Origin of the sequence: Rhizobium rosettiformans, from assembly GCF_016806065.1 — a bacterium.
Taxonomy (GTDB): domain Bacteria; phylum Pseudomonadota; class Alphaproteobacteria; order Rhizobiales; family Rhizobiaceae; genus Allorhizobium.
In genome coordinates this window covers 2,173,957-2,199,122 of sequence record NZ_CP032405.1, presented here as the reverse complement: position 1 = coordinate 2,199,122, position 25,166 = coordinate 2,173,957, and the positions used below count along the sequence as shown (strand labels likewise).

Sequence of the window (25,166 nt, the reverse complement as noted above, 5' to 3'; positions counted from 1 at the left end):
CACACTCCCGAGCACGGGCACAGCCCCTCCCGCCCAGCCAACCGGTGTGTATGCCAGGAAACGCATGGGCTCCGCGACCTTTGCAGCCCTGATTGCGGCTGCGGTCGTCTTCATGCCGATCGTGGCGATCTTCGTCATCGGCTTTTCGGCCGAGCCCGACAACTGGCAGCACATGATGACCAATGTCATCCCGCGTGCCGGCGTCCGGACCTTCTGGCTACTGCTGTTTACCGGCCTCGTAACAGCTGTGGTCGGGGTCGGCACGGCCTGGCTGGTCACGGCATGCGAGTTCCCGCTGCGGCGCCTCCTCTCTCCGGCCCTTGTTCTGCCGCTCGCCATTCCCTCCTATCTGGCTGCCTATGCCTTCGGGGAGTTTCTGGATTTCACGGGGCCAGTGCAGACGACCTACAGGGCAATCTTCGGCTTCACGTCGTCGCGCGAATACAGTTTCTTCGATGTGAAATCGCTGTCGGGCGCCGTGCTGGTCATGTCGGCAGTGCTCTACCCTTACGTCTACCTCGCCTGCCGATCGATGTTCCTGATGCAGGGGCGCGCGGCAGCCGATGTCGCCCGCACGCTTGGCTCCAGCCCCTTCAGGGTGTTTGCCCGCATCCAGGTCCCGATGGCGCGCCCAGCGATCATGATCGGCCTGACGCTTGTCATGATGGAAACGCTCAACGACATCGGCGCGGTGGAATATCTCGGCGTGCAGACACTGACCTTCTCGGTCTACGACACCTGGCTCAACCGCGGCAGTCTCGCCGGCGCGGCGCAAATCGCCTGCTTCATGCTGGTAATCGTGGCGGGTCTTCTGATCATCGAGCGGATGGCGCGCCGGCAGCAGCGCTTTACCAGCCACAAGACCACGGCCATCGTTCCCGATGCCATACGGCTCAGGCTCAAAGGCCTGAAGGCATGGCTCGCAACGGTCTTCTGCCTTCTCCCAATCCTTATCGGCTTTGCCGTGCCGGTCCTCGTGCTCGGCAGGTTTGCGCTCCGTCGTCTCGACGATTTCCTCGAACCCCGTCTGCTTGATGCCCTCTGGAACTCGACGCTCGTGTCTTCGGCTGCTGCGCTGATCACGGTCTTCCTGGCCTTCGTGCTCTCCTATGCCGCGCGGACAGACCGTTCGCGTCTGGCGAAGGGTGCGGGCCGACTGGCATCGCTCGGTTATGGCATTCCCGGCACGGTGCTGGGTATTGGCGTCCTGATCCCGCTTGCGAGCTTCGACAACGCCCTGGACGGCTGGCTGCGCGTAAACCTTGGCATATCGACCGGCCTTATGCTGTCGGGCACCGGCTTTGCCATCGTCTATGCCTATACCGTTCGCTTCCTGACCATGGCGGAAGGGACTGTTGATGCGGGCTTCCAGAAGCTTTCGCCGCATCTTGATATGGCAGCGCGAACGCTTGGCCGCTCGGGCCTGCAGACATTGCGCCAGGTACTGCTTCCCAATCTCAGACCCGCCGTTCTGACGGCTGCCCTGCTCGTCTTTATCGAGACGCTCAAGGAACTCTCTGCCACGATCCTGCTGAGGCCATTCAACTTCAACACCCTAGCAACGCTCGTCTATGAAGATGCCTCTCGTGGCATGGCGCAGGATGCCTCGGTGGCTGCGATCATCATTATTGCTGCCGGCCTGATCCCGGTGATCCTGGTTTCCCGATCGCTCGACGACAGGCGTTGAACCGGCATCCCGCAACAAAAAAAGGGCGGCCGAAGCCGCCCTTGAGTCAATGCTGTCGAACCGGAGTACTCGAACGATCGACATTTTGTCGGAGGCTTAAATCAAGGCCCCACTGCGTCTGATCGCGCATCTCCAAGTTGCCCCTAGTCTTGCCGAATGCCAGTTAAGAGATCCTTACCCGGCAGCGCCGTGAGCTACCCCACATTTGAGGTATTGCTCTGATTTTGCTGCGTTTCAGGACACTTTTTCGTCATGACCGTAGTTGCGGCAGATCAGCGAAGAGGGCGAGCGCTTCCGGATTGGCGAGCGCTTCCTTGTTCTTGACGGGACGTCCATGGACCACCTCGCGCACGGCAAGCTCGACGATCTTGCCGGACTTGGTGCGGGGAATATCGTCCACCTGAATGATCTTGGCCGGGACATGACGCGGCGAGGCGCCGGTGCGGATCTGCGTCTTGATCTTCTTGTCGAGTTCCTCGGTGAGAGACAGGCCCGGCGCGAGGCGCACGAACAGGATGACGCGGACATCGTCATCCCAGTCCTGGCCGATGCAGATCGCCTCGACCACTTCGTCGAGCTTTTCGACCTGGTTGTAGATTTCGGCCGTGCCGATACGGACCCCGCCGGGGTTCAGCGTCGCGTCCGAACGCCCGTGGATGACGATCCCGTCATGCTCGGTCCATTCGGCAAAGTCGCCATGGCACCAGGTGTTCTCGAAGCGTTCGAAGTAAGCGGCGCGATACTTGGCGCCGTCGGGATCGTTCCAGAACATCACCGGCATGGACGGGAAGGCCTTGGCACAGATGAGTTCGCCCTTCTCACCGCGCACTGGTTTGCCGTCGTCATCCCAGACTTCGACCGCAAGGCCGAGACCCGGCCCCTGGATTTCGCCGCGCCAGACGGGCTTCAGCGGATTGCCGAGCACGAAGCAGGACACGATATCGGTGCCGCCGGAAATGGAGGCAAGCTGGATGTCATACTTGATGCCCTCATAGACAAAGGAGAAGCCCTCCGGCGACAGCGGCGAGCCGGTCGAAGTCATCAGCCTCAGGCTCGACAGATCATGCGAGGACTTCGGCACGAGGCCGCCCTTGCGGACTGCATCGATGTATTTGGCCGATGTGCCGAAGATTGCGAATTTCTCGGTCGCGGCATAGTCGAAGAGGACATTGCCATCGGGATAGAAGGGCGAGCCGTCATAGAGGCAGAGGGTCGCGCCGCATGCCAGGCCCGAGACGAGCCAGTTCCACATCATCCAGCCGCAGGTGGTGAAGTAGAAAAGCCGCTCACCGGCCTCAAGCCCGCAATGGAAACGATGCTCTTTCAGATGCTGCAGCAGCGTGCCGCCGGCCGAATGAACGATGCATTTTGGCACGCCGGTCGTGCCGGAGGAGAAGAGGATGTAGATGGGATGAGAGAAGGGCAGACGGCGATACTCGATGTCCTTGACCGAGAACTCGGTGATGAACTGTTCGAAGCTGCGGCCATCCGGCAAACGCTCAATCAACGTTGCCGTGTCCCCTGCATAGGGCACAACGAGCACCGGCACATCGAGCTTGGCAGCGACGGCGACAATCTTGTCGGAGACGTCCTGGCGTTTGCCGTTATACCAATAGCCGTCACAGGCAACGAAAAGTTTCGGCTCGATCTGGCCGAAACGATCGAGCACGCCCTGATCACCGAAGTCGGGGGAGCAGGAGGACCAGATTGCACCGAGTGAGGTGACAGCCAGCATCAGGGCCACCGTCTCCGGCATGTTCGGCATCATGGCCGCCACACGGTCACCTTCACCGATGCCCATGGCGACAAGCGCCTGTTGCAGACGGGACACCGTGGCAGCCAGTCGCGACCAGGACCACCGATCAGCGACCTTGTTCTCGCCCCGGAAGATCAGGGCATCGCCCTCGCCTGCATGGGCGAGCAGGTTCTCGGCGAAATTCAGTCGTGCATCCGGAAAGAAGCTGGCCTTGAGCATGTCATCACCGTTAGACAGTGCCACATCGCCCTTGTCGCCGATGACGCCGCAATAGTCCCAGACAGCAGACCAGAATGCGGCGCGGTCCTCGACGGACCAGCGATGGAAATCATCATAATCCGCAAAGCTCCTGCCAAGGCGTTCGGCGCACCACTGCATGAACAGGGTGAGCGGCTGTTTCGCCTTGAAGTCTTCAGACGGTGTCCAAAGGGCTTTTTGTCCGGTCATGCTGATCCTCCTCGCAAGCATGGTCTTTCTATAGCATGCGGCAATGCAATATACAGACGCGAGCGGCTTGGAATATGGTCTGACATTTGCACCAGAGGGCAAATTCCTATATCCGCGCAGGAGTTCACGAAACCTCAGGACCTTCAACAGGGTATGCGCAATCCAGGACGTGGCGATCATTCTTCACGCCCCTCCTCCCGCTGGCCACCTGGCCGCCGCAGAGGCATGATCAAGCTCGCCTTGCTGATCGCCGCCGGCATCCTGACGGTATCGATCGTCCTTCGGCTGAGCGCCCCCTATCTCGTGTCGAGTGCCGTGGTGCGGTCGGCCATCGCCTCGTCGATCGCAGCCTGGGTCGGACACGAGGTCACGATCGACGATGTTGCCGATATCGGCTTCTGGCCGCAGCCCGAAATCACTTTGACTGGCATCAAGGTGACGCGCGTCACCGACGGTGAGACGGAGACGCTCGGACAGGTTGACCGACTGTCTGCGCGCTTCGGCCTTATCTCGGCGCTTGCCGGCCGGCCAGACTTCAGCGCATTTCGCCTGGAGCGCCCGCGTATCCAGGTCTGGCGCGGCGTCGATGGCGGGCTCGACTGGAGCGATCAAGGCGTATTGAGCGATGCCGTCCGCGCGGCAGTAGCCGCCAAGTCGGGCGGGCAGACGAACATTGCCGCCGACAAGGCAGAAATCGGAACGGTCGACATTATCGACGGCGAGGTCACGCTGACCGATGTCGCCAGCGGCGCATCTTTCATTGCAAGCGGCGTCAATGCGAACATCGATTGGCCGGGGCTTGCAGCACCTCTGTCCGGCCAGGGGACCTTTCGACTGGGCGATACTCCGGTTTCGGTCAGGCTGCAGACGCCGACCCCGCTGGTTCTGATCGGCGGAGCGGCGAGCAGGGTTGATGCTTCCGCCACCATTGCCGAGTCGAGCGCAGAGGTTCGGGGAACCGTCAGCCTGCGCGAGGCGAGCGCCGAAAACACCGACATCAATCTTCGCATCTCCGATGTCCCGAAGACGGCTGCGGCCCTTGGCCTTCGCCTTGCCGGCACCGAACGTTGGCGGACCGCCGCCATCAAGGCGCGGGTGACACATGCGGAAGACGAGTGGCGCTTCGAAAACCTCGCCTTCGAGATCAACGGTAGCCGCGGGGACGGTATCCTTGCGCTCAGAAACCGTCCCGGCGACCGGCCCTTGCTGAGCAGTACGCTTGCCATTGACCATCTTCAACTGGACGATCTGCTTCAGGCCCTGTCCATCAATGTCGGCGACCGGGCGAATGTGCGCCTGCCCGGTCTCACCCGCTGGGTCGACATTGACCTGCGTCTTTCGGCGGCGACGGCCGCTTTCGGCGTCTTTCCCATGACCGACCTCGGTGCAAGCCTGATCGGTCGGGGTGACGCGCTGAACCTGGTGGTTGCCGACACACGCTTCCTCGGGGGCACGATTGCCGCCCGGCTGAGCGGCACCGGAGAAGGTTTCGACAAAGGTGCCGACGTCGCGGTCAACATGACCCGCGTCGATCTCGGAGGCCTGATGTCGCGCCTCTCACTCGATGGGGGACCTTCACTCAAGGGGACAGGATCCGTCGGCTTCAATGCGAAATTGGTCGGCACCGGCTGGCAGCGCAACATCGAGGGTATGTCCGGGAGGCTGACGATCGCTTCCGACAATGGCGTCATTTCCGGCTTCAGCGCGAACGGATTGCGGCGGCTCGCAGCCGACCGGGCGTATTTCCAGCTGAGCGCCACCGGCAACGACGGCTTCGACTACCGCACGCTGGACATCGCCGTCAGTTTTTCGGAGGGGTCGGCGGAAGTCGAACGGGCTGCAATCATCGGCGAGCGAGAAAAGCTCGACCTATCAGGCATTGTTCCCTACAGCCGCCAGGCACTGGCGCTGACAGGTGCGCTTTCAGTTGCCAGCAACGGCGACCAGACACAGTCTCCTCTTAGCTTCTTCATTGGTGGCGCCTGGAGCGATCCCGTCATTTCGCCCATCCCCGCTCGGTCCGCCCCAGGACAATAAAGGTCCGAAGCGTCGCTGCCTGACAGTTCCATTCGAAAACTCAAATACTAGAATGGACGAATCACAGGTTGGGGGACGGCTGGTGCACACAGTGCTGTCGGGTTTTCTGAAACTGGCTCTGGCATCGTTGCTGGCCGGCAGCCTGCTGTCCATCTTCGGCATCACGCCCAGATCGGTCATGGACCTCCTGGGCGTGACGGCCGAGGAGTTGCACAATGGCATGGTCTCGGCCTTCGCCTGGGCGGCACCACGCATGGTGATGGGGGCCGTGGTCATCCTGCCGATCTGGCTCGTCACCTATATTCTGATGCCGCCAAGGGGCTGACGAAGAGGCTCTACACGTTCAGGCCAGTGTGCCGCGCGCGGCGACGTGTTCGTCGCGTTGTCGCTGAAGCTCACGCTGTTTCGTCCCGATGGAAGCAATGATGACGCCGATCGTGACGATCCCGATCAGGATCGTGCAGATGGCGTTGATCTCGGGCGTAACGCCGAGGCGCACCTGCGAGTAGATCTTGATCGGCAGCGTTGTGGCACCTGGACCGGTGGTGAAGCTTGCGATGACGAGATCGTCCAGCGAGAGCGTGAAGGCGAGCATCCAACCGGAGATGACGGCGGGCAGGATCAGCGGCAGGGTCACCTTGAAGAAGGTCTTCACCGGCGGGCAGCCGAGATCCTGCGCCGCCTCTTCCAGGCTCGTATCGAAGGTCAGGAGGCGCGACTGCACAACGATCGCCACATAACACATGGTGAAGGTCGTGTGGGCGATGACGACGGTCATCAGGCCGCGATCAACGCCGATCGCAACGAATAGCAAGAGCAGCGACAGGCCGGTGATCACCTCGGGCATGACCAGTGGTGCATAGACCATGCCGGAAAAAAGCAGGCGTCCCTTGAAGCGTGTGTAGCGAACGAGCGTCAGGGCGGCGAGCGTGCCGAGCACAGTGCCGAGGGTCGCGCTCAAGAGACCGACCTGGAGTGTCACCCAGGCGGCGCTCATCAGGCCGGCATTGCGCCACATCTCGCCATACCATTTGAGCGAGAAGCCGCCCCAGACCGTCACCAGTTTCGACTCGTTGAACGAGTAGACGACCAGGATCAGGATCGGGATGTAGAGGAAGGCAAAACCGAGTGTCAGAACGGTCGCGTCGAATTTTCCAGGTCTCATCGGTCCGCCCTCACACTTTCTGCTGCTGGTTCTGGAAGATCGCGATGGGCACGACCAGAATGAGCAGGAGCAGGACTGCGACGGCGGAAGCCAGCGGCCAGTCGCGGTTGCCGAAGAATTCGGTCCACAGTGTCTTGCCGATCATCAGCGTATCGGCACCGCCCAGCAGATCCGGGATGACGAACTCACCGGTGATCGGGATGAAGCAGATCATGGAGCCGGCGATCACGCCCGGGATCGAGAGCGGAAAGGTGATCTTCCAGAAGGCTTTCCAGGGTGGGCAACCGAGATCGCTTGCAGCTTCGAGCAGGGTACCATCCATTTTCTCCAAAGCCGCATAGAGTGGCAGGACCATGAAGGGCAAATAGGAATAGACGATGCCGATAAAGACCGCGATCTCGGTGCGGAAGATCTGCACCTGGCTGCCCTCGTCCATCAGCCCGAGCGACTGCAACAGCACCGTCAGCAGGCCCTCCGGCTTCAGAATGCCGATCCAGGCATAGACGCGGATCAGGAACGACGTCCAGAAGGGCAGGATGACCAGCATGACCAGCGTAGGGCGGATGCTGATGGAGGCGCGGGCCATGGCAAGCGCCATGGGATAGCCGATCAGAAGCAGCAGAAACGTCGAGATCAGCGCGATCCGAAGCGAAGAGACATAGGCGTTGAAATAGAGAGAGTCTTCCGTGAGGAAGATATAATTCTCAAAGTCGAGCTCGCTGATGAAGTCGCCGATCGCCGAGAAGCCCTCCAGAACCGGCGTGTAGGGCGGCATGGCGATCGCCGTATCCGACAGCGAGATCTTCACGATGATCAGGAACGGCGTCAGGAAGAAGAGCACCATCCACAGATAGGGAATGATGACGACCAGCCATTTGGCCAATCCGGGTTTCGAGGGTGTGACGGTTTCGGCCATTCTCGTCCCCCTCAGCGTGTCAGGACAAGGCCGGCATCGGCCGACCAGGACAGCCAGACCATGTCGCCGAAGGTGATCGGGCGATCGACGAGGCGCGCGACATTGGCCTGGGCGGCGCGGAACATTCGGCCATCGTCAAGGCGGACGATGAAGACCGAGAAATCGCCGAGATAGCCGATGTCCCAGACCTCGCCATGCAGAGCGTTTGCCACTTCGCCTTCTGGCTGGGTGGTGGAAATGCGCACCTTTTCGGGTCGGATGGCAAAGGCGACGGCGTCGCCCTTATTCGCCTCACAAGCCTGCTCGACGGTAATTTTCACGCCATCGCTGTCGATGCGGACAAGGTCTTCGCTCCCCTGGCTCTCCTTGGATTCGAGCTTGGCTTCAAGAATGTTGATATCGCCGATGAAGTCGGCGACATAACGCGAGTTGGGCGCCTCGTAGATTTCCGCCGGTGTCGCCACCTGGACGAGGATACCCTTATCCATGACCGCGATGCGATCCGAGACGGTCATCGCCTCTTCCTGGTCATGGGTGACGATCAGAAAGGTCAGACCGAGCTTGGTCTGAATGTCCATGAGCTCGAACTGCGTTTCTTCGCGTAGCTTGCGATCCAGAGCGCCGAGCGGTTCATCGAGCAGCAAGACCTTGGGGCGCTTGGCCAGCGAACGGGCGAGTGCCACGCGCTGGCGCTGGCCACCTGAGAGCTGGTTGGGCTTGCGCTTGGCGAACTGATCGAGCTTGACCAGCTTCAGCATTTCCTGGACGCGTGCGTCGATCTCGGCCTTCGGCAGATTGTCCTGTTCGAGACCGAAGGCGATGTTCTTCTCGACCGTCATATGCGGGAAGAGCGCGTAGGACTGGAACATCATATTGGTCGGGCGCTTGTAGGGCGGCACGCCGGAGAGATCCTGGCCCTGCAGCAGAATTCGACCGGAGGTCGGCTGCTCGAAACCTGCGAGCATGCGCATCAGCGTGGTCTTGCCACAGCCCGAGGGGCCAAGCAGCGAGAAGAATTCGCGCTCGTAGATATCGAGGCTCAGATTATCGACGGCAACGAAATCGCCAAAGCGCTTCGTGACGTTTTCGAAACGGATGAATGGAACGGCATCCGGATCGGTCCAAGGAGAAAATTTACGCTTAACAGGCCCCAGTGTCTTCGCCATTACCCGATCCCAGCCGTCTGCTTGTTGCCCCTACACCTAAGCAATTCGCCGGGCGTTTGTGGCGCCCGGCGAATGGTCTTTCATCAGCGACCGGTCTTGATCTGTGTCCAGACCCGGTTCAGCACGCGTTGTTCACGCGGGCCATAAGGCGAAATCGTGAAGAGCTTGGCCATGACCTCTTCCGGCGGATAGACAGCCGGATTGTCCTTGACCTCGGGATCGAGCAATTCCTTCGACGCCAGATTGCCATTGGCATACTGGACGTAGTTGGAGGCCTTGGCGATGACATCCGGGCGCATCAGGAAGTTGATGAATTCATGCGCCTCGGCGACGTTCTTGGCATCTGCCGGGATCGCCATGTTGTCGAACCACATGTAGGTGCCTTCCTTCGGGATCACGTAGTCGATCTCGACACCGTTATTGGCCTCTTCCGCACGGGCCTTCGCCTGCAGAATGTCGCCCGACCAGCCGATGGTCACGCAGATGTCGCCATTGGCGAGATCATCGATATAGGCGGAGGAATTGAAGGTGCGGACCGAGGGGCGGATATTCATATAGACTTCGCCGCCGGCTTCAAGGTCAGCCGTTTCCTTGCTGTCCGGGTCCTTCCCGATGTAGTTCATCGCGATCGCGAAGGTCTCATCCGACGCGTCGAGGATGTTGACGCCGCAGGACTTCAGCTTCTCGGCATTCTCAGGCTTGAAGATCGCATCCCAGCTGTCGACGGTGAAATCGGCACCGAGCGCTTCCTTGACCTTGGCCACATTGTAACCGATGCCCGTCGTGCCCCACATGTAATTGACGGCATATTCGTTGCCGGGGTCATATTTCGCGAGTCGCTCGGAGACCATCGGCCAGAGGTTTTGCAGGTTGGTGAGCTTGGACTTGTCGAGCTTCTGGAAGACGCCGGCCTGGATCTGGCGCGCAAGGAACGGCGCCGTCGGCACGACGACATCGTAACCGGAGCCGCCTGCGAGCAGTTTGGTCTCGAGCAGCTCGTTGGAATCGAAAACGTCGTAAACGACCCTGATGCCGGTTTCCTTGGTGAAATCAGCAAGGACGGACTCGTCGATATAGTCGGACCAATTGTAGACGTTGACGACGCGTTCCTGCGCCTGGACAGCCGATGCGATGAAGATCGTCGCCAGGGCCACTGACGCCGTACGAATGAAATGAGCCTTCATTTTTTCTCCTGTTCCAGCCTTGGGGAGCGGAGAGCCCCCTATGCCATTCCCGTTATTTTTTAAGAGACTAGAAAGGATTTGGACGGGCGACAAGCGAAATTCTTCGCAGTCGCGAATGCTTTATCGGGTTAATTCGTTTCATTGGAAATCGAAGGCGGAGAGCCCAGTCACCATCTCGTCGAGGCCCAGCGGGCGGGTGAGAGGCGGCTCGGCGCGCGCCAGGCAGCCAGAACGTTCGCATAGCCGGCATGCAGGCCCGATCGAAATTGCCGGCTGGGATCGATCGGGCAAAGCGGCGGCATAGGCCACCTCTTCGCGGCTCGCGGCGTCACAGCCGACCAGGAGTGCCGTGCGTCTGATACGTTCGCCAAAACCGGCCTGCGGACCTTCAAGGGTCCGTGAAATCGTCACGAAACCACTGCCATCCGGCATTTCCACCTGCTCGACCAGGACCTGGCCCGGCTGGGCAAAGGCGGCGTGGACGTTCAGCTTTGGACAGCCGCCACCGAATTTCGAATGCGGGAAGCCTGTCGCACCGGCGCGGCGGAAACGGTTTCCCGCATTGTCGATTTCCATCATGAAGAAGGACACGCCCGCAGCACCCGGGCGCTGAAGCATGGTCAGGCGGTTGGCGGCCTGCTCGAAGGAGACATTGAAACGGGCACGCAGCACGTCGATGTCGTAGCGGGCGCGGATCGCGGCCGAGAGAAAGGCGCCGTAGGGCATCATCAGGGCATGCGCCGTATAACGTGCCAGCTCGAAACGGGCGATCCGGCGCGCCTCGCCGGAGGACAGCCCCAGCGCATCCAGTTCAGCCTGGACATCATCGCTCAGCGCCAGAAGCACGACCTCCATCGCCACTTCGCGCAACTGATCGAAGGGAGACAGCCGCTCGGAGAGGAAGAGACGCATGGAATGGCGGTCGTAACGGCGGCGCAGCGACGGCATGGTCTGAACCGGCAAGGCGCGAACCACGATGCCATGGGTGGAGCGCAGCCAAGCCTTCAGCGCGACCGCGAGATCATCACCGGGCGCAAGGTTCAGACCCGCATGGAAGGTCTCGGCGGCTTCATCAAGGCGCGCGAAATAGTTGGGCCGGCGTTCGAAGACTTCTCTCACCTCATCGATCGGCAGGCGGGCGCCCGACAGAGACGTTTCGTGCCCCTCGCGGGCCAGAAGATCGGCGAGATCGGAGAGCCGGGCCGCCTGCTCGCGGTAAGCCCTGTAGAGCTTGACGATGCCGCTCGCGGCATTGGGGGCCGCTTCTGCCACTTCGATCAGCTCCTGATCGCCGGGCAGTTCGCCCGACAGAAGGGGGTCGGCGAAGACCTCGCGCAGCTGGCTCGTTGATCCACCGGCCTCACCCTGCAGCTCGTCCAGATCAACCTTGTAGACCGAGGCGAGCTTGAGGAGCAGCTGGACCGTGAGCGGCCGCTGATTGCGCTCGATCAGATTGAGATAGGACGGCGAGATTTCCAGCGCCTCGGCCATAGCCGTCTGGGTGAGGCCAAGGCCGTTTCTGATGCGGCGGACGCGCGGGCCCGCGAAAATCTTGCGCTCTGCCAATTTACAGCTCCTTTACAAGATTAGACGGGTCAGGCTCGCGCCGGCGCATTGACTACTTTTACAAATTTACATGGATCTTCTGTCAAAGACAAGACAGCCTAACCTCTTTCATCCCGTTGTTTTATCGAATTTTCTGGTCGTCTTTTGCAGTGCGGTGTAAATCTAGTCACATCAGAAGCGGCCAAACAGCCTCGAGAAATCTGGCTGACCCCGCTTCCTGCAGTGAACAGGGAGACCCGACATGACTGAATTTTACAATCTCGTTCCGAATGCCCCCAAGGGCCGCTATGACGGCATCGATCGTCCCTACACTGCAGCAGACGTACAGCGCCTGCGCGGCTCGGTCGAGATCAAGTATACGCTTGCCGAAATGGGCGCCAACCGCCTGTGGCAGCTGATCAACGAAGAGCCCTTCATCAACGCACTCGGCGCGCTCTCCGGCAACCAGGCCATGCAGATGGTTCGCGCTGGCCTCAAGGCCATCTATCTCTCCGGTTGGCAGGTTGCTGCCGACGCCAACACGGCTTCGGCCATGTATCCGGACCAGTCGCTCTATCCGGCCAATGCAGCACCGGAGCTTGCCAAGCGCATCAACCGCACACTGCAGCGTGCCGACCAGATCGAAACGCAGGAAGGCAAGGGCCTTTCGGTCGATACCTGGTTCGCCCCGATCGTCGCAGACGCTGAAGCCGGTTTCGGCGGACCGTTGAACGCCTTCGAGATCATGAAGGCCTTTATCGAAGCCGGCGCTGCGGGCGTGCACTTCGAAGACCAGCTCGCCTCTGAAAAGAAATGCGGTCATCTCGGCGGCAAGGTTCTGATCCCGACGGCCGCCCATATCCGCAACCTGACGGCTGCCCGTCTGGCTGCCGATATCATGGGTGTTCCGACGCTGATCGTTGCCCGTACTGATGCGGAAGCTGCCAAGCTTCTGACCTCCGACATCGATGAGCGCGACCAGCCCTTCGTCGACTACGATGCCGGCCGCACGGCGGAGGGTTTCTATCAGGTGAAGAACGGCATCGAACCCTGCATTGCCCGTGCAATCGCCTATGCGCCCTACTGCGACATGATCTGGATGGAGACCGGCAAGCCGGATCTCGAACAGGCCCGCAAGTTCGCAGAGGCCGTGCACAAGGTCCATCCGGGCAAGAAGCTCGCCTATAACTGCTCGCCTTCGTTCAACTGGAAGAAGAACCTGGACGACGCCACGATCGCGAAGTTCCAGCGGGAACTCGGTGCGATGGGCTACAAGTTCCAGTTCATCACGCTTGCCGGCTTCCACCAGCTGAACTTCGGCATGTTCGAACTGGCGCGCGGCTACAAGAATCGCCAGATGGCCGCCTATTCGGAGCTGCAGGAGGCGGAATTCGCGGCTGAGGTCAATGGTTACACCGCGACCAAGCACCAGCGCGAAGTCGGCACCGGTTACTTCGACGCCGTCTCGCTCGCCATCACCGCCGGCCAGTCCTCGACGACCGCGATGAAGGAATCGACCGAAACCGAGCAGTTCAAGCCGGCTGCTGAGTAAACCTGGGCGACTGCCCCTCACCCTACCCTCTCCCCGCAAGCGGGGAGAGGGGGAGCCCCAAAGCCAACGCCTCCGAATGCGTCTTCTCCCCGCTTGCGGGGAGAAGGTGGCGGCAGCCGGATGAGGGGCCAAGCTATCCCTGCAACAAGACTTCAAAAACCCCCAACACCAAGAGGAGAAATGCCATGACACCCCAGACCCGAGTCAAGGAACGCGCCGAAGAACAGTCCTCGGCCATGAGCACCGATCAGCAGGCGATGATCCGCATGCTGGCCAACGACCTGCACCGTCTCAACCATTCGATCATGAAGGCCGTCGATGCCGGCGTTTCGGTCGAACTGGTCCGCTCGGCCCGCCATCACGGCGGCGACGGCAACTGGGGTGATCTCTTGATCCCCGTCATCGTGACCCAGGGCAGCCATCAGGCCGCCTGAGCGCGAAGACATTCCCCGTCCGGCCCCTGACCTCCGGATCGGTTCCCGCGCGATGATCGCCTCTGAGGAGGAGTGCCGGTCGTCGTGCGGGTTTTTCATTTTCGGCTTGACGTCAGCTGCTGGTGCTGGGGCGCTTGCCCGCCAGAACATCCCGATGCGACTTCAACAGTTTTGCGAGCCGATCGGCCACCAAGCGGATATCGCTTCGATGACGATCGTCATTGTTGATGACGATCCACTGGCGATGGCGCAGTTCCGGGATTTCCTCGCCAACCCGCTCAAGCGTCGGATCGAGATCCCCAACGAAGCAGGGAAGCACGCCGACACCGGCCCCTGCCCTGACCAGATCCCTCAGTGACCGCGGGCGATTGACCGTCGCGACGATGCGCTCGGGCGCGTTCTGGCGCGGCCAGCGCAGATAGGCCGAGACGGCATTCTCGTCATCGACCGCGACCCAGGGCTCTGGCCCCATCCATTCCCTGTTGCGTGCCTTGTAAGCCGCATAGGCGACCTCACCCGCGGGGATCGCGGCTAGGTTCGGCTCTTCAGGTTCAAAGGCGCGGATGCCGATGTCGCTCTCCCGATGCGACAGCCTGGCGCGCTGCTCGGCGACATGCAGGTCGATGCGGAACTCGTCGCGCGGGGTGCGGATGACCGCCATGTTCTGGCAAAGCAGCCAGGCGATCCAGGTGCCGAGACTGATGCGTACCAGGGACTGGCCGGCCTTGCCACGCCGCCACTCCTCCACCCGTCTGCTGCCGACTTCGAGTTCAAGGAGATGTTCGAGAAGCTGGCTGCCATCGCTGGTCAGGCGATAACCGGTCTGACTGCGCAGGAAGAGCTCCCGGCCCAGAGCATGCTCGAGCTCGACCATGCGCCGGCCGAGCGTGGCTGCACTCAGACCCGTGGCTTCTGCGGCGGCCGAAAGCCCGCCATGTCGCGCAACGGCCAGGAATAATTGATAGGCGTCCCAGGTGATGTCTTTCATAGATGAAATACATAACACGATCCTGAGTGTGTTTGCCTCCAAAAATGACGGATAAAAGAGAAGACGGCATCAACACCAGGAGATCCGTCATGCACGAAGTTTATGCAGCCCTTGCCATCGCCGCGCTGAAACAGGAACGAGGGCAGAAAGACAAGCTGTCCGAAGACGAATTCTATGCGCAGTACGGCGAAGCGCCGTGGGCACGCCTTCGGCGCCTCGTTCGAAAAGTGCGCGAAAATCTGGCGCGCGGGGCAGACAAACCGGTCGATCGAAAGACCGATCGCGGCAGGCCTTGTCGTCTGGCTGAGGCCTGATGCAAAAAAGCCCGGCACGGTGACCGGGCTTTTCCGTTTGTCGAAGCTGGGACTTCAGGCGGCGCGGTCGACAGACCGCTGACGATCGGATTCGATGCGGAACTGCTGGAGCAGATCCCGCAGCTGATCTGTCTGGGCCGAGAGGTCCTGGGTGGCGGCAGTCGCCTCCTCTACCATCGCGGCATTCTGCTGGGTCATCTGGTCCATGCGACCGACGGCACCATTGACCTCCTGCAGCGCGCCAGACTGTTCGCTGCTCGTCTCGGCGATCTTCTCGATATGCTCGCTGATCATGGCGATCTGGCCGCCGATGCGCGAGAGCACGGTGCCCGTCTGCTGAACATGGGTGGAGCCGCTCGCCACCTCTTCGGCCGAACGGTTGATGAGCGCCTTGATTTCCTTTGCGGCACCGGCCGAGCGCTGCGCAAGTTCGCGCACTTCCTGAGCGACGACGGCAAAGCCCTTGCCGGCCTCACCGGCGCGGGCGGCTTCGACACCGGCGTTGAGGGCGAGCAGGTTCGTCTGGAAGGCGATCTCGTCGATCACGCCGATGATGTTGGAGATTTGCCGCGAGGCCTCCTCGATACGGCCCATGGCGGAAATCGCGCTGCCGACGACGACGGCGGATTCGTCGGCGTTCTTCTTCGCTTCGCGGACGACGCCGTTCACCATTTCGGCGCGCTCCGAGGACGAGCGGACGGCGGCCGTGATCTCATCGACGGCAGCGGCGGTCTCCTCAAGCGAGGCTGCCTGCTGCTCGGTGCGACGGGCGAGATCGAGCGCAGACTGCGCCATCTGACGGCCGTTGTTCTGGATCTGGTCAACATTGCCAGAGATCTGGTGCATGGTATCGCGAAGGCGCGACAGCGACAGGTTGAAGTCGTTGCGGAGCTGTTCCAAACGTCCGTGGAAACGGCCTTCGATCTCGAAGGAGATGTCGCCATTGGCAAGCCGCTCCAGGGCCTGGGCGAGCTTGCCGACAGCATGCTCGATCTCCCGGTCGAGCGCCTGCTTTTCCTCGTCGTTGCGGCGCCGCTCGGCTTCCGCTTCCATCTGCTCGCGCTGCCGCTCGGATTCGATTTCGAGCTTGGTACGGGCATTCGTCTTGAAGACGGCGAGTGCGCGAGCCATGGCGCCGATCTCGTCACCGCGCTTGTCGCCGGCAATACCGGCTTCGAGGTCACCTTCGGCCAGACGCTGCATGGTTGTGGTGATGCGGGTGATCGGACGCTGCAGGGTCAGGACCAGGGCGATACCGCCAATGACGGCGAGCATGACGCCAGCGATCATGGTGCCGATCGACAGGCGGTTTGCTTCCTGGCGCTCGGTGCCGGCAACATCCTTCTGCAGATCAGCAAAGGAGGTGAGCGACGCCCAGATGGCGTCCATAGTGCGGCTCGCCTGATCGAAGCTCGCGATACGGTCGGCGCTCGTCTTCACGAGGGCTTCGGTATCGGCAGTGAGCGAGGCAAGCAGCGGCGTGATGGCTCCCGTCAGGCTGTCGTAGAAGGCTTTGTCGGCGATGCTGCCACCGAGAACGGCGAGATTGTCGCCGATCAGCTTGATCTGGCGCAGGATCGGTTCGCGGGTCTTGTCGTCCTTCACATTAAGGAAGGTGGCGGTCATGATGCGCAGATCGTAGACGTCAGCGATCAGGGTGCGGCTGCCGACGAGAACATCGGCCGCCTGTACGGCGCCGGTCTCGACAGCTGCGAATTTCTGAACGGATTCTGCATATTTGACGGCGGCACCGGCGCTGAGCGTCGCTTCGAAGCCGCGGAAGCCGGAAATGATCGAGCCAACGGCGCGGCCGTTCTCGAGGCTCATGTCGCCGGTCGCGACTCTCGCCTTGATCTCGTTGATCGAAGCCAGGAGGGCCTTGCCCATATCCCTGCTTTCAGTGGGCAGTGCATTGGCGATCTTGCGCTGGGTCTTCACCAGTTCAGGCAATTGCTTCTGCAGGTAGGGGAATTGCTCTTCCGGAATGCCGGCAGAGAAGAAGCCCTTGAAGACCTCTGAGAGATGCTTGGCGCCAGAAGACAGGCGCTCGGCTTCCTTCAGCGCGCCCTTGGCATCGTTTTCACCACCGACGACGGCGCGCTGCAGTTTCTGCGCCTCGTCCGACACGCGGATCTGCTGCGCCATCAGGCCCGTCAGGTGGTCCTGGATCGATGCGGCCAGCTTCACCTCTGCCTCGTGCAGCTGCCAGAGCGCATCGATCTTCTCGTTGACGGCGCCCGTGCCAGCGATCGCCTCGTCGAGGAAGTTGCGACCCGTGCCGTCGGCACCGATTTCGGAGATGTTCTGCGTGAGCGTCGACTGCTGGGACGCGAGCTGGTCCAGCACGGCGCTGCGCGTTTCCTCAGAGGTCTGATCAAGGAAGTGGGTCATGGCGGCATTGACGTTTCGGAAGCCGTTCAGCGAACGCATCGTGCCGTTGGAAATTTCCATCCGCTGCTGCAGGAGGCCAGATGCGTAGAGGCCCATGAGACCGACTGCGGTGATCGACAGGACGAAGGGCAGCACAAAGGCCAGGACCTTGGTCGAAATCGAAAAGCGCGACAGTATTTGATCGATCAACATTGTTCCTCCAAACGAAGACGGCGTTATTCCTGCGCCGAAACCTTAAAATATGACGGCGCAAACTGTCGTCTTTGCCGTCTACACTCCTACCCAGCGGGAACAGTTGCAGTAAAAGTCTCAAGACGGAGTTAAGGCCACGGGCAGGCATCCCGAAGCGGGACAGAGATCGGTAATCGAGGAAAAACGGCCACCACCGAAGTCTCGGGGGGCGACAGGGTGGCTGTTGTCAAACCGCGGAAAAGCGATTGGCTGCCACTGAAAAGGTGGGTCTTCGAGGTGCCTTAGCCGAGGAGACCGAAGGCAAGCGCAGCGAGGGCGCTGGCGGCATAAAGGCAGACGATGCTGACATGGCGCAAACGGGCGCGCTCTGCGTCACGGCTGCGCGTGACGGCAATGGCGATGGCACGGGGCTTGCGGGTCTCATGGTTCATGGGGCGCGGTCCTTGATGCGGCCAGGGAAGGTCATGCCCTTGCGGGGCCTTTAGCCGGCCAGACCTCATGTCGCGATATCTGAGTATATCACACCGGCATTCAGGCAGGATGACCGACGCATGTTAACAAGCTCTGAATTACCCGCATAAGCTTGTCCGGAGCGTGAGACTTTGCTCAGACGGCCTCGCCGGCCGCATGACCCGAAGCCCAGGCCCACTGGAAATTATAGCCTCCGAGCCAGCCGGTGACATCGACGCACTCACCGATGAAGTAGAGGCCCGGCACGGTTTTCGCCTGCATGCTACGGCTGTCGAGCGCGTCGGTGTCGACGCCGCCGAGCGTCACTTCGGCCGTGCGGTAGCCTTCCGATCCCGCAGGCTTGATCGGCCAGCGGCGGATGCGCTCGGAAAGCGATGACAAGGCCTTGTCGGGGAGATCGGCGAGCGGACGTTCCAGCTTGGCGGTCTCCGCGAGATATTGAGCGAGGCGCTTGGGCAGATACTGGGCAAGCACGGTCTGGACCTGCTGTCGGCCGTTTTCGCGCTTGGCCGTCTTCAGGTGTTCGAGGATATCGACGCCAGGCTCTAACGAGAGCTGGATCTCGTCGCCTTCCCGCCAATAGCTTGATATCTGCAGGATGGAAGGGCCGGACAGTCCGCGATGGGTAAAGAGGAGCGCCTCATGGAAGCGGGTCTTGCCGCAAGCGACATCGGCATCGACGGCGACGCCGGAGAGCTCCGACAGTTCGCCCAGGAGATTAGGCTCGAGCGTGAGAGGCACGAGAGCCGGCCGGGTTTCGGTGACGGGCAGGCCGAACTGCTCGGCGATGCGATAGGCAAAGCCGGTCGCGCCCATCTTGGGGATCGACTTGCCGCCTGATGCCATCACCAGGCTTGCGGCACGGATCGGTCCTTCACTCGTGGAGAGGCGGAAACCGTCCGGGCCCTTTTCAACTTCGGAAATTTCGCAGGAGAGTTTCAGGTCGACATGCACCGCGCGCATTTCTTCGAGCAGCATGCGGATGATGTCCTTGGCGCTGTCATCGCAGAAGAGTTGGCCAAGGGTCTTTTCGTGCCAGGCGATCTTGTGGCGGTCGACCATGGCGATGAAATCATAAGGTGTGTAGCGGGCGAGCGCCGACTTGGCGAAATGCGGATTCTCAGAAATGTAATTCTTAGGGCCGGCATGAAGATTGGTGAAGTTGCAGCGGCCGCCACCGGAGATGCGGATCTTTTCACCAGGCGCCTTGGCATGGTCGAGAACGATGACGGATTTGCCCCGCTGACCCGCTGTGAAAGCCGCCATCATGCCGGCGGCACCGGCTCCGATGATCGCGACGTCGTAGTTGCTGGCCATGCTGATGCTCCCGGGGATCTGCCGCCTGTCTCGACAAACTTATGATCAAAGTCAACGCGTCCGGCTGGCCAAAGGCCAAAGTCTGGCTATGATGACCCGCATCAACAACCAACCGGTGAGACATGCCCGCGAAGAAATCCATGATGAGATCCCACAGTGCTCCCTCCAAGAAGGCGGTGATCCCGCCGGATCCCGGATCCAAGCGCGGCGTCTCGAACTGGAAGGAAGCGGCCACCTGGCTGAGAGCCCGCGGCATCGAGGATATCGAATGCATCACGCCTGACTTAGCCGGCGTTCCGCGCGGCAAGATGATGCCGTCGTCGAAATTCACCTCGAACACGTCGCTGGCGCTCCCCTCGGCGCTCTATCGCCATACGATCTCCGGCGAATATCCTGACGAAACGGCGAATTTTCGCTACGAGCCGCGCGACAGCGATCTGAAGCTCTTGCCGGATCTTTCGACGCTTTCAGTCGTGCCGTGGGAAACGGATCCGACCGCACAGGTGATCTGCGACATCGTCAATGTGGACGGGGAGAACGTCTCCTACACGCCGCGCAATGTCTTGAAGAACGTGCTGCGCCTTTACGACGAAAAGGGCTGGAAGCCGGTGGTTGCGCCGGAAATCGAGTTCTATCTCGTCGCGATGAACGACGACCCGGACTATCCGCTGCATCCGCCGAAGGGGCGCTCCGGTCGTTCGATCATCGGCGGCCAGGGCTATTCGATCGCCGCGATCAACGAGTTCGACGAGTTGATCGACGACATCTATCACTTCTCGGAGAAGCAGGGGCTGGAGATCGACACCCTGATCCACGAGGAGGGTCCGGCACAGCTGGAAATCAACCTGCGCCACGGCAATCCGATCGAGCTTGCTGATCAGGTCTTCATGTTCAAGCGCACGATCCGCGAAGCGGCGCTCAAGCATGGGATCTATGCGACCTTCATGGCAAAGCCCATGCAGGGCCAGCCGGGATCGGCGATGCATATCCACCAGTCGGTGGTCGACGCCAAGACAGGCAAGAACATCTTCTCCAACCCCGACGGCTCGGCCTCGCCGGAATTCTTCCACTTCATCGGTGGCATGCAGAAATATGTGCCGAGCTCGCTGGTGATGCTGGCGCCTTACGTGAATTCCTACCGTCGCCTGACGCCGGATATGGCCGCGCCCGTCAACAATGCCTGGGGTTACGACAACCGCACGACGGCCTTCCGCGTGCCGGTTTCGGATTCCGCGGCACGGCGCGTCGAGAACCGCCTGCCGAGTTCGGACGCCAATCCGTATCTGGCGCTCGCGGCGTCGCTTGCCTGCGGCTATCTCGGCATCGTCAAGGAAATCGAGCCGACGGCGGCGGCAGAAGGTTCGGCCAATGAAGGCTCCGTCGACCTGCCGCGCGGCCTCCTGGAAGCCGTGGCCCTGCTCGAGGGTGAAACCGACTTCCACGAGGTCTTCGGTTCAGAGTTTGTCGGCCTCTATGCCGGTGTGAAGCGCGGCGAGTTCGAGACCTTCATGCAGGTGATCAGCCCGTGGGAACGCGAATTCCTCCTGCTCAACGTATGAGGGAGGCGAACCCATGACATGGCAAAGCCCGATCGCGCCGGGGATCTCCTGGTATCAGGCAAGTGTGGGCGAGCGGCCGGAATATCCGGCCCTCGATGGCTCTGTCTCCGCTGACGTCGCCATCATCGGTGGCGGCTTCACAGGTCTGCAGGCGGCCTTCAATCTCGCACGCCTGGGCGTCTCGGTCGTACTGATCGAAGGCAGCCGCTTCGGGGACGGCGCTTCGGGGCGCAATGGCGGGCAGCTCGGCACCGGCCAAAGGGCCTGGCCTGGCGAGTTGGAAGCCGAGCTCGGTTTCGAACGGTCGAAGGCGCTCTTCGACATGGCGGAAAACGCCAAGCACTACCTGCTGGACTTCGCCGAGCAGCACGGCATCGATATCGAATACATGCCCGGCCAGTTGAACGTAGCGCACAAGCGCGGCTGGGAATCGGACTATCGGCACGATGCCGAGGTCATGGCGGTGCGTTACGGCTATCCGCATATCTCCTTCATGGACCGGGAAGAGACGCATGAGCGTGTCGGTTCGACGCGGTATCATTACGGGGTGCGCGATACCGGCACGGGTCATATCCATCCGCTGAAGCTGCTGGTCGGCCTCGCACGCGTGGCCCACCAGGCCGGCGCCAGGATACACGAAATGACGCCGGCGACCGCCATTCGCCAGGAAGGCGGCAAGACCGTGATCGACACGGCGCGCGGCACCATCACCGCCGAACGGCTGCTGATCGCGACCAATGCCTATATCGGCAATCTGGAACCGGTAACGGCATCGCATGTGATGCCGATCCGCTCCTTCATCGGAGCGACGGAACCGCTGAGCAAATTCCCGCAGGTACTCAAGGGCTCCGAGGCCGTGGCCGACAGTCGCTTCGTGGTGCGCTACTTCCGCAAGAGCCGCGACGGACGGCTGCTGTTCGGCGGGCGCGAGGCCTATACCGCCGACAGCCCCCGCGATATCTCGACCCATATCCGCCGGCAGATCGCCGAGATCTATCCCGATCTCAAGAACATCGAGATCACCCATGGCTGGGGTGGCTCGGTCGGCATTACCCTGCCGCGCAAACCTTTTGCCCGGGACGTGATGCCCGGCGTGACATCGCTCGCCGGCTATTCCGGGCATGGCGTGATGCTGTCGAACTACTGCGGCAAGATGTATGCCGACATGGTGGCCGGCAATGCCCGAGAGCTCGACGTGCTCAAGGACCTGAAGATCCCGCCCTTCCCCGGCGGCGCCAGCCTGCGCAAGCCGCTGCTGTTCCTCGCGCTCACCTGGTATGCGCTCCGGGACCGGTTCTGAAGCGTGGCAGAACTGCGTGACGACGCGCTGGTGCGGGTGGCAAGGGTCTTCAATGCCGCCGATTTTGCCGTGACACGATCGTATCTTGCAGCGCATGACATCCTCATTGCCGCCGAGCCGATCCACATGCTCAACAACTACTCGCACTATGCCTCGGCGCTGGGCGGCTGCCCTATTCTGGTGCCGGCACGGCAGGCAACAGACGCCCTGCATTTGTTGACCGCAGTCGGCGAACCCGGCCAGGATGGCCGGAGAGGTCCCTTCCGCTGGTTGGCCTACATCCTCCTGTTCGGCGTTCTCTGCGGTTTGAGCGTCGCGCCGCCGTCATCCGGACGTGTGATTCATTGTCGCAGAACAGCGGTGGCACAGGGGCTCAACGCGGTGTGAAGACAAAATCGCTGCCGCAAGGGTGGCTTTTTTAAATCGATTAGATTAGAACCTGTCCAACGAATTTGCCGAACGAGAGATGCGCATGAGCAGCCAGATCATCCCCGTTGAACCCTTTGACTACGTCGTCTTCGGCGGCACCGGCGACTTGGCAGAGCGCAAGCTTTTGCCTGCCTTGTTCCACCGCCAGTTGGCGGGTCAGTTGACGGAGCCGACCCGTATCATCGGTGCTTCGCGTACGGCGATGACGCATGAAGAGTATCGCAAGTTCACGCTCGATGCGCTTCATGAGCACCTGAAGGCCGAGGAGCTGGAAGAGAGCGAAGTCGCGAAGTTTCTCGACCGCGTCCACTACGTCTCTGTCGATGCCAAGTCGGACCAGGGCTGGGAAGATCTGAAGAAACTTCTCGACACCGGCAAGGACATTGTCCGCGCCTTCTATCTCGCGGTTTCGCCGTCAATCTTCGGCGATATCGCCGACAAGATCCGCGACCACAAGCTGATCACCAAATCGACCCGCATCGTCGTTGAAAAGCCGATCGGTCGCGACCTCGCCTCGGCGCAGATCCTCAACGACACAATCGGCAAGGTGTTTAAGGAAGATCAGATTTTCCGTATCGATCACTATCTCGGCAAGGAGACGGTGCAGAACCTGATGGCGTTGCGTTTCGCCAATGCGCTCTACGAGCCGTTGTGGAATTCCGCCCATATCGACCATGTGCAGATTACGGTCGCCGAATCCGTCGGCCTCGAAGGCCGCGTGACCTATTACGATAAGGCCGGCGCACTGCGTGACATGGTGCAGAACCATATTCTGCAGCTCCTCTGCTTGGTCGCCATGGAAGCTCCCTCCTCGCTCGACGCGGAAGCCGTGCGCGACGAGAAGCTCAAGGTGCTGCGCTCGCTGAAGCCGATCACGCCGAACAATGTCGAGAAGCTGACCGTGCGCGGCCAGTACCGCGCGGGCGCTTCCGCCGGTGGCGCCGTCAACGGATACCAGGAAGAACTCGGAGCGACGTCGGACACGGAAACCTTCGTCGCGATCAAGGCCGAGATCAACAACTGGCGCTGGGCGGGCGTGCCCTTCTACCTCAGAACCGGCAAGCGTCTGGCAACCCGCATGTCGGAGATCGTCATCACCTTCAAGCCGATCCCGCATTCGATCTTCGGCGACGCGGCTGGCCGCATCGAGGCCAACAAGCTCGTCATCCGCCTGCAGCCGGACGAAGGCGTCAAGCAGTGGCTGATGATCAAGGATCCGGGCCCGGGCGGCATGCGCCTGCGCCATGTGTCGCTCGACATGAGCTTTGCCCAGGCCTTCGACGTGCGCAATCCGGATGCATACGAACGCCTTCTGATGGACGTCATTCGTTCGAACCAGACGCTGTTCATGCGCCGCGACGAAGTCGAGGCAGCATGGAACTGGTGCGATCCGATCCTCAAATCCTGGGAAGAGATCGGCCAGAAGGCTCAAGGCTACACCTCCGGCACCTGGGGGCCGAGCCAGGCCATTGCGCTGATCGAGCGTGACGGCCGCACCTGGCACGAAATAGACTGAGGCCCGGGCCAATGGCGCATCACATGAAAACATTCGAGACAGGCGCGGCGCTTGCAGCCGGGCTTGCCGATGCCGTGGCCTCTGCGCTCTCCGGTGCGATCGCGAACAAGGGCGCGGCAACGCTTGCCGTCTCCGGCGGCTCGACGCCCAAGGCTTTCTTCGAGGCGCTGTCGACACGCATCCTCGACTGGACCAAAGTGAAAGTCACCCTGGTCGATGAACGTTTTGTGCCAGAAGACAATCCGCGCTCGAACCATCTGCTGGTCAAGACGCATCTTTTGAAGAACGAAGCGTCAGCCGCCGAGTTCGTGCCGCTCTATCGCCCGGAAGCGACCATCGAGGAAGCGGCGAAGACGGCATCGGGTATCGTGCCCGGGATGACCGAGCCCTTCGACGTCGCGATTCTCGGCATGGGGACCGACGGGCACACAGCCTCCTTCTTTCCGGGCGGCGATCATCTGGACGCAGCGCTCGATCTCTCACAACCGCGCCGCGTCATGACCATGGAAGCGCCGGGCGCTGGCGAAGCCCGCCTGACGCTCTCCTTTTCCGCGCTTCACGATGCAGACCTTCTGGTCGTGCATATCGAAGGGGCTGAAAAGAAAGCCGTACTGGACAAGGCATTGGCCGGCACGGACGAGAAAGACATGCCGATCAGGGCCGTTCTTGAACGGGCCCGGACGACGCCCGACATCTATTGGGCGCCCTGAGGGCAGAGCCCTGCCTGCCGGAGGTGTTCGGCAGGTTGATGCGCATAAGACGAGTTTCCCGGCCAAGGAGGCCTTTGCGCGATGTGCGCC

The 25,166-nt window shown here is 61.3% G+C and carries 21 protein-coding genes; 11 read left to right on the top strand and 10 right to left on the bottom strand.

Annotated elements, in window-relative coordinates; genetic code table 11:
- Nucleotides 1–64 precede the first annotated feature (64 nt).
- Complete coding sequence (locus tag D4A92_RS10585; protein WP_203012804.1) at nt 65–1,687, top strand: ABC transporter permease; 1,623 nt, start codon at nt 65–67, stop codon at nt 1,685–1,687.
- Nucleotides 1,688–1,937: 250 nt separating this feature from the next.
- On the opposite strand, the gene D4A92_RS10580 is transcribed toward D4A92_RS10585, so the two are convergent.
- The gene (locus D4A92_RS10580) at nt 1,938–3,821 is read right to left on the bottom strand and encodes an acetoacetate--CoA ligase (protein ID WP_425958345.1); all 1,884 of its coding nucleotides are present in this window, start codon (nt 3,819–3,821) and stop codon (nt 1,938–1,940) included.
- Nucleotides 3,822–4,115: 294 nt separating this feature from the next.
- Here D4A92_RS10580 and D4A92_RS10575 point away from each other — a divergent pair, with 294 nt between their 5' ends.
- Together D4A92_RS10575 and D4A92_RS10570 are read left to right on the top strand one after the other, a co-directional pair.
- Nucleotides 4,116–5,927, top strand: a complete 1,812-nt coding sequence (locus D4A92_RS10575) for an AsmA family protein (RefSeq protein WP_203019765.1) — start codon at nt 4,116–4,118, stop codon at nt 5,925–5,927.
- A 52-nt stretch (nt 5,928–5,979) separates the two neighbouring features.
- A complete protein-coding gene (locus D4A92_RS10570) occupies nt 5,980–6,252 on the top strand; it encodes a DUF6460 domain-containing protein (RefSeq protein ID WP_246754065.1) in 273 nt (90 codons plus the stop codon).
- An 18-nt stretch (nt 6,253–6,270) separates the two neighbouring features.
- Here the strand turns inward: D4A92_RS10570 and D4A92_RS10565 are convergent, their stop codons facing one another.
- The 5 genes from D4A92_RS10565 to D4A92_RS10545 all read right to left on the bottom strand — a co-directional run bounded on the left by D4A92_RS10565 (nt 6,271) and on the right by D4A92_RS10545 (nt 11,924).
- Nucleotides 6,271–7,092 (bottom strand): ABC transporter permease, encoded by an 822-nt coding sequence (locus D4A92_RS10565; RefSeq protein ID WP_203019764.1) that lies wholly within the window; start codon nt 7,090–7,092, stop codon nt 6,271–6,273.
- A 10-nt stretch (nt 7,093–7,102) separates the two neighbouring features.
- Nucleotides 7,103–8,008 carry an ABC transporter permease subunit gene (locus D4A92_RS10560; protein WP_203019763.1) on the bottom strand — a complete coding sequence of 302 codons (906 nt, stop codon included), beginning with the start codon at nt 8,006–8,008 and terminating at the stop codon, nt 7,103–7,105.
- 11 nt (nt 8,009–8,019) lie between these two features.
- Nucleotides 8,020–9,174 carry an ABC transporter ATP-binding protein gene (locus tag D4A92_RS10555; protein WP_203019762.1) on the bottom strand — a complete coding sequence of 385 codons (1,155 nt, stop codon included), beginning with the start codon at nt 9,172–9,174 and terminating at the stop codon, nt 8,020–8,022.
- A gap of 83 nt (nt 9,175–9,257) precedes the next feature.
- The gene (locus D4A92_RS10550; RefSeq protein ID WP_203019761.1) at nt 9,258–10,358 is read right to left on the bottom strand and encodes a polyamine ABC transporter substrate-binding protein; all 1,101 of its coding nucleotides are present in this window, start codon (nt 10,356–10,358) and stop codon (nt 9,258–9,260) included.
- Between the two features lie 138 nt (nt 10,359–10,496).
- Nucleotides 10,497–11,924, bottom strand: a complete 1,428-nt coding sequence (locus D4A92_RS10545) for a helix-turn-helix domain-containing protein (RefSeq protein ID WP_203019760.1) — start codon at nt 11,922–11,924, stop codon at nt 10,497–10,499.
- 241 nt (nt 11,925–12,165) lie between these two features.
- On the opposite strand from D4A92_RS10545, the gene aceA reads away from it, so the two are divergent.
- Both aceA and D4A92_RS10535 read left to right on the top strand, forming a co-directional pair.
- Nucleotides 12,166–13,455, top strand: coding sequence for an isocitrate lyase (gene aceA / locus D4A92_RS10540; protein ID WP_203019759.1), 1,290 nt, complete (start codon nt 12,166–12,168; stop codon nt 13,453–13,455).
- Between the two features lie 185 nt (nt 13,456–13,640).
- Nucleotides 13,641–13,889 carry an SMc00767 family acetate metabolism repressor gene (locus D4A92_RS10535; protein WP_203019758.1) on the top strand — a complete coding sequence of 83 codons (249 nt, stop codon included), beginning with the start codon at nt 13,641–13,643 and terminating at the stop codon, nt 13,887–13,889.
- A gap of 112 nt (nt 13,890–14,001) precedes the next feature.
- Here the strand turns inward: D4A92_RS10535 and D4A92_RS10530 are convergent, their stop codons facing one another.
- Entirely contained in the window at nt 14,002–14,877 is an 876-nt protein-coding gene (locus D4A92_RS10530; RefSeq protein ID WP_203019756.1) for a LysR family transcriptional regulator, read from the bottom strand.
- 89 nt (nt 14,878–14,966) lie between these two features.
- On the opposite strand from D4A92_RS10530, the gene D4A92_RS10525 reads away from it, so the two are divergent.
- Nucleotides 14,967–15,191, top strand: coding sequence for a hypothetical protein (locus tag D4A92_RS10525; RefSeq protein WP_203019755.1), 225 nt, complete (start codon nt 14,967–14,969; stop codon nt 15,189–15,191).
- 54 nt (nt 15,192–15,245) lie between these two features.
- Here D4A92_RS10525 and D4A92_RS10520 read toward each other — a convergent pair whose 3' ends face one another.
- The 3 genes from D4A92_RS10520 to D4A92_RS10510 form a co-directional block, all read right to left on the bottom strand.
- On the bottom strand, nt 15,246–17,774 hold the full coding sequence (locus tag D4A92_RS10520; RefSeq protein ID WP_203019753.1) for a methyl-accepting chemotaxis protein: 2,529 nt from the start codon (nt 17,772–17,774) through the stop codon (nt 15,246–15,248).
- A 281-nt stretch (nt 17,775–18,055) separates the two neighbouring features.
- Nucleotides 18,056–18,205 (bottom strand): hypothetical protein, encoded by a 150-nt coding sequence (locus D4A92_RS10515; protein WP_203019751.1) that lies wholly within the window; start codon nt 18,203–18,205, stop codon nt 18,056–18,058.
- A gap of 175 nt (nt 18,206–18,380) precedes the next feature.
- On the bottom strand, nt 18,381–19,562 hold the full coding sequence (locus D4A92_RS10510; RefSeq protein WP_203019749.1) for an NAD(P)/FAD-dependent oxidoreductase: 1,182 nt from the start codon (nt 19,560–19,562) through the stop codon (nt 18,381–18,383).
- Nucleotides 19,563–19,684: 122 nt separating this feature from the next.
- On the opposite strand from D4A92_RS10510, the gene D4A92_RS10505 reads away from it, so the two are divergent.
- The 5 genes from D4A92_RS10505 (at nt 19,685) to pgl (ending at nt 25,076) form a co-directional block, all read left to right on the top strand.
- A complete protein-coding gene (locus D4A92_RS10505; protein ID WP_040300092.1) occupies nt 19,685–21,121 on the top strand; it encodes a glutamine synthetase family protein in 1,437 nt (478 codons plus the stop codon).
- Between the two features lie 13 nt (nt 21,122–21,134).
- Nucleotides 21,135–22,421: an NAD(P)/FAD-dependent oxidoreductase gene (locus D4A92_RS10500; protein WP_203019747.1), complete on the top strand. Its 1,287-nt coding sequence runs from the start codon at nt 21,135–21,137 to the stop codon at nt 22,419–22,421.
- A 3-nt stretch (nt 22,422–22,424) separates the two neighbouring features.
- Nucleotides 22,425–22,808: a hypothetical protein gene (locus D4A92_RS10495; RefSeq protein ID WP_203019745.1), complete on the top strand. Its 384-nt coding sequence runs from the start codon at nt 22,425–22,427 to the stop codon at nt 22,806–22,808.
- An 85-nt stretch (nt 22,809–22,893) separates the two neighbouring features.
- Nucleotides 22,894–24,366 carry a glucose-6-phosphate dehydrogenase gene (gene zwf / locus D4A92_RS10490; protein ID WP_203019743.1) on the top strand — a complete coding sequence of 491 codons (1,473 nt, stop codon included), beginning with the start codon at nt 22,894–22,896 and terminating at the stop codon, nt 24,364–24,366.
- 11 nt (nt 24,367–24,377) lie between these two features.
- Nucleotides 24,378–25,076: a 6-phosphogluconolactonase gene (gene pgl / locus D4A92_RS10485; RefSeq protein WP_203019741.1), complete on the top strand. Its 699-nt coding sequence runs from the start codon at nt 24,378–24,380 to the stop codon at nt 25,074–25,076.
- Nucleotides 25,077–25,166 lie beyond the last annotated feature (90 nt).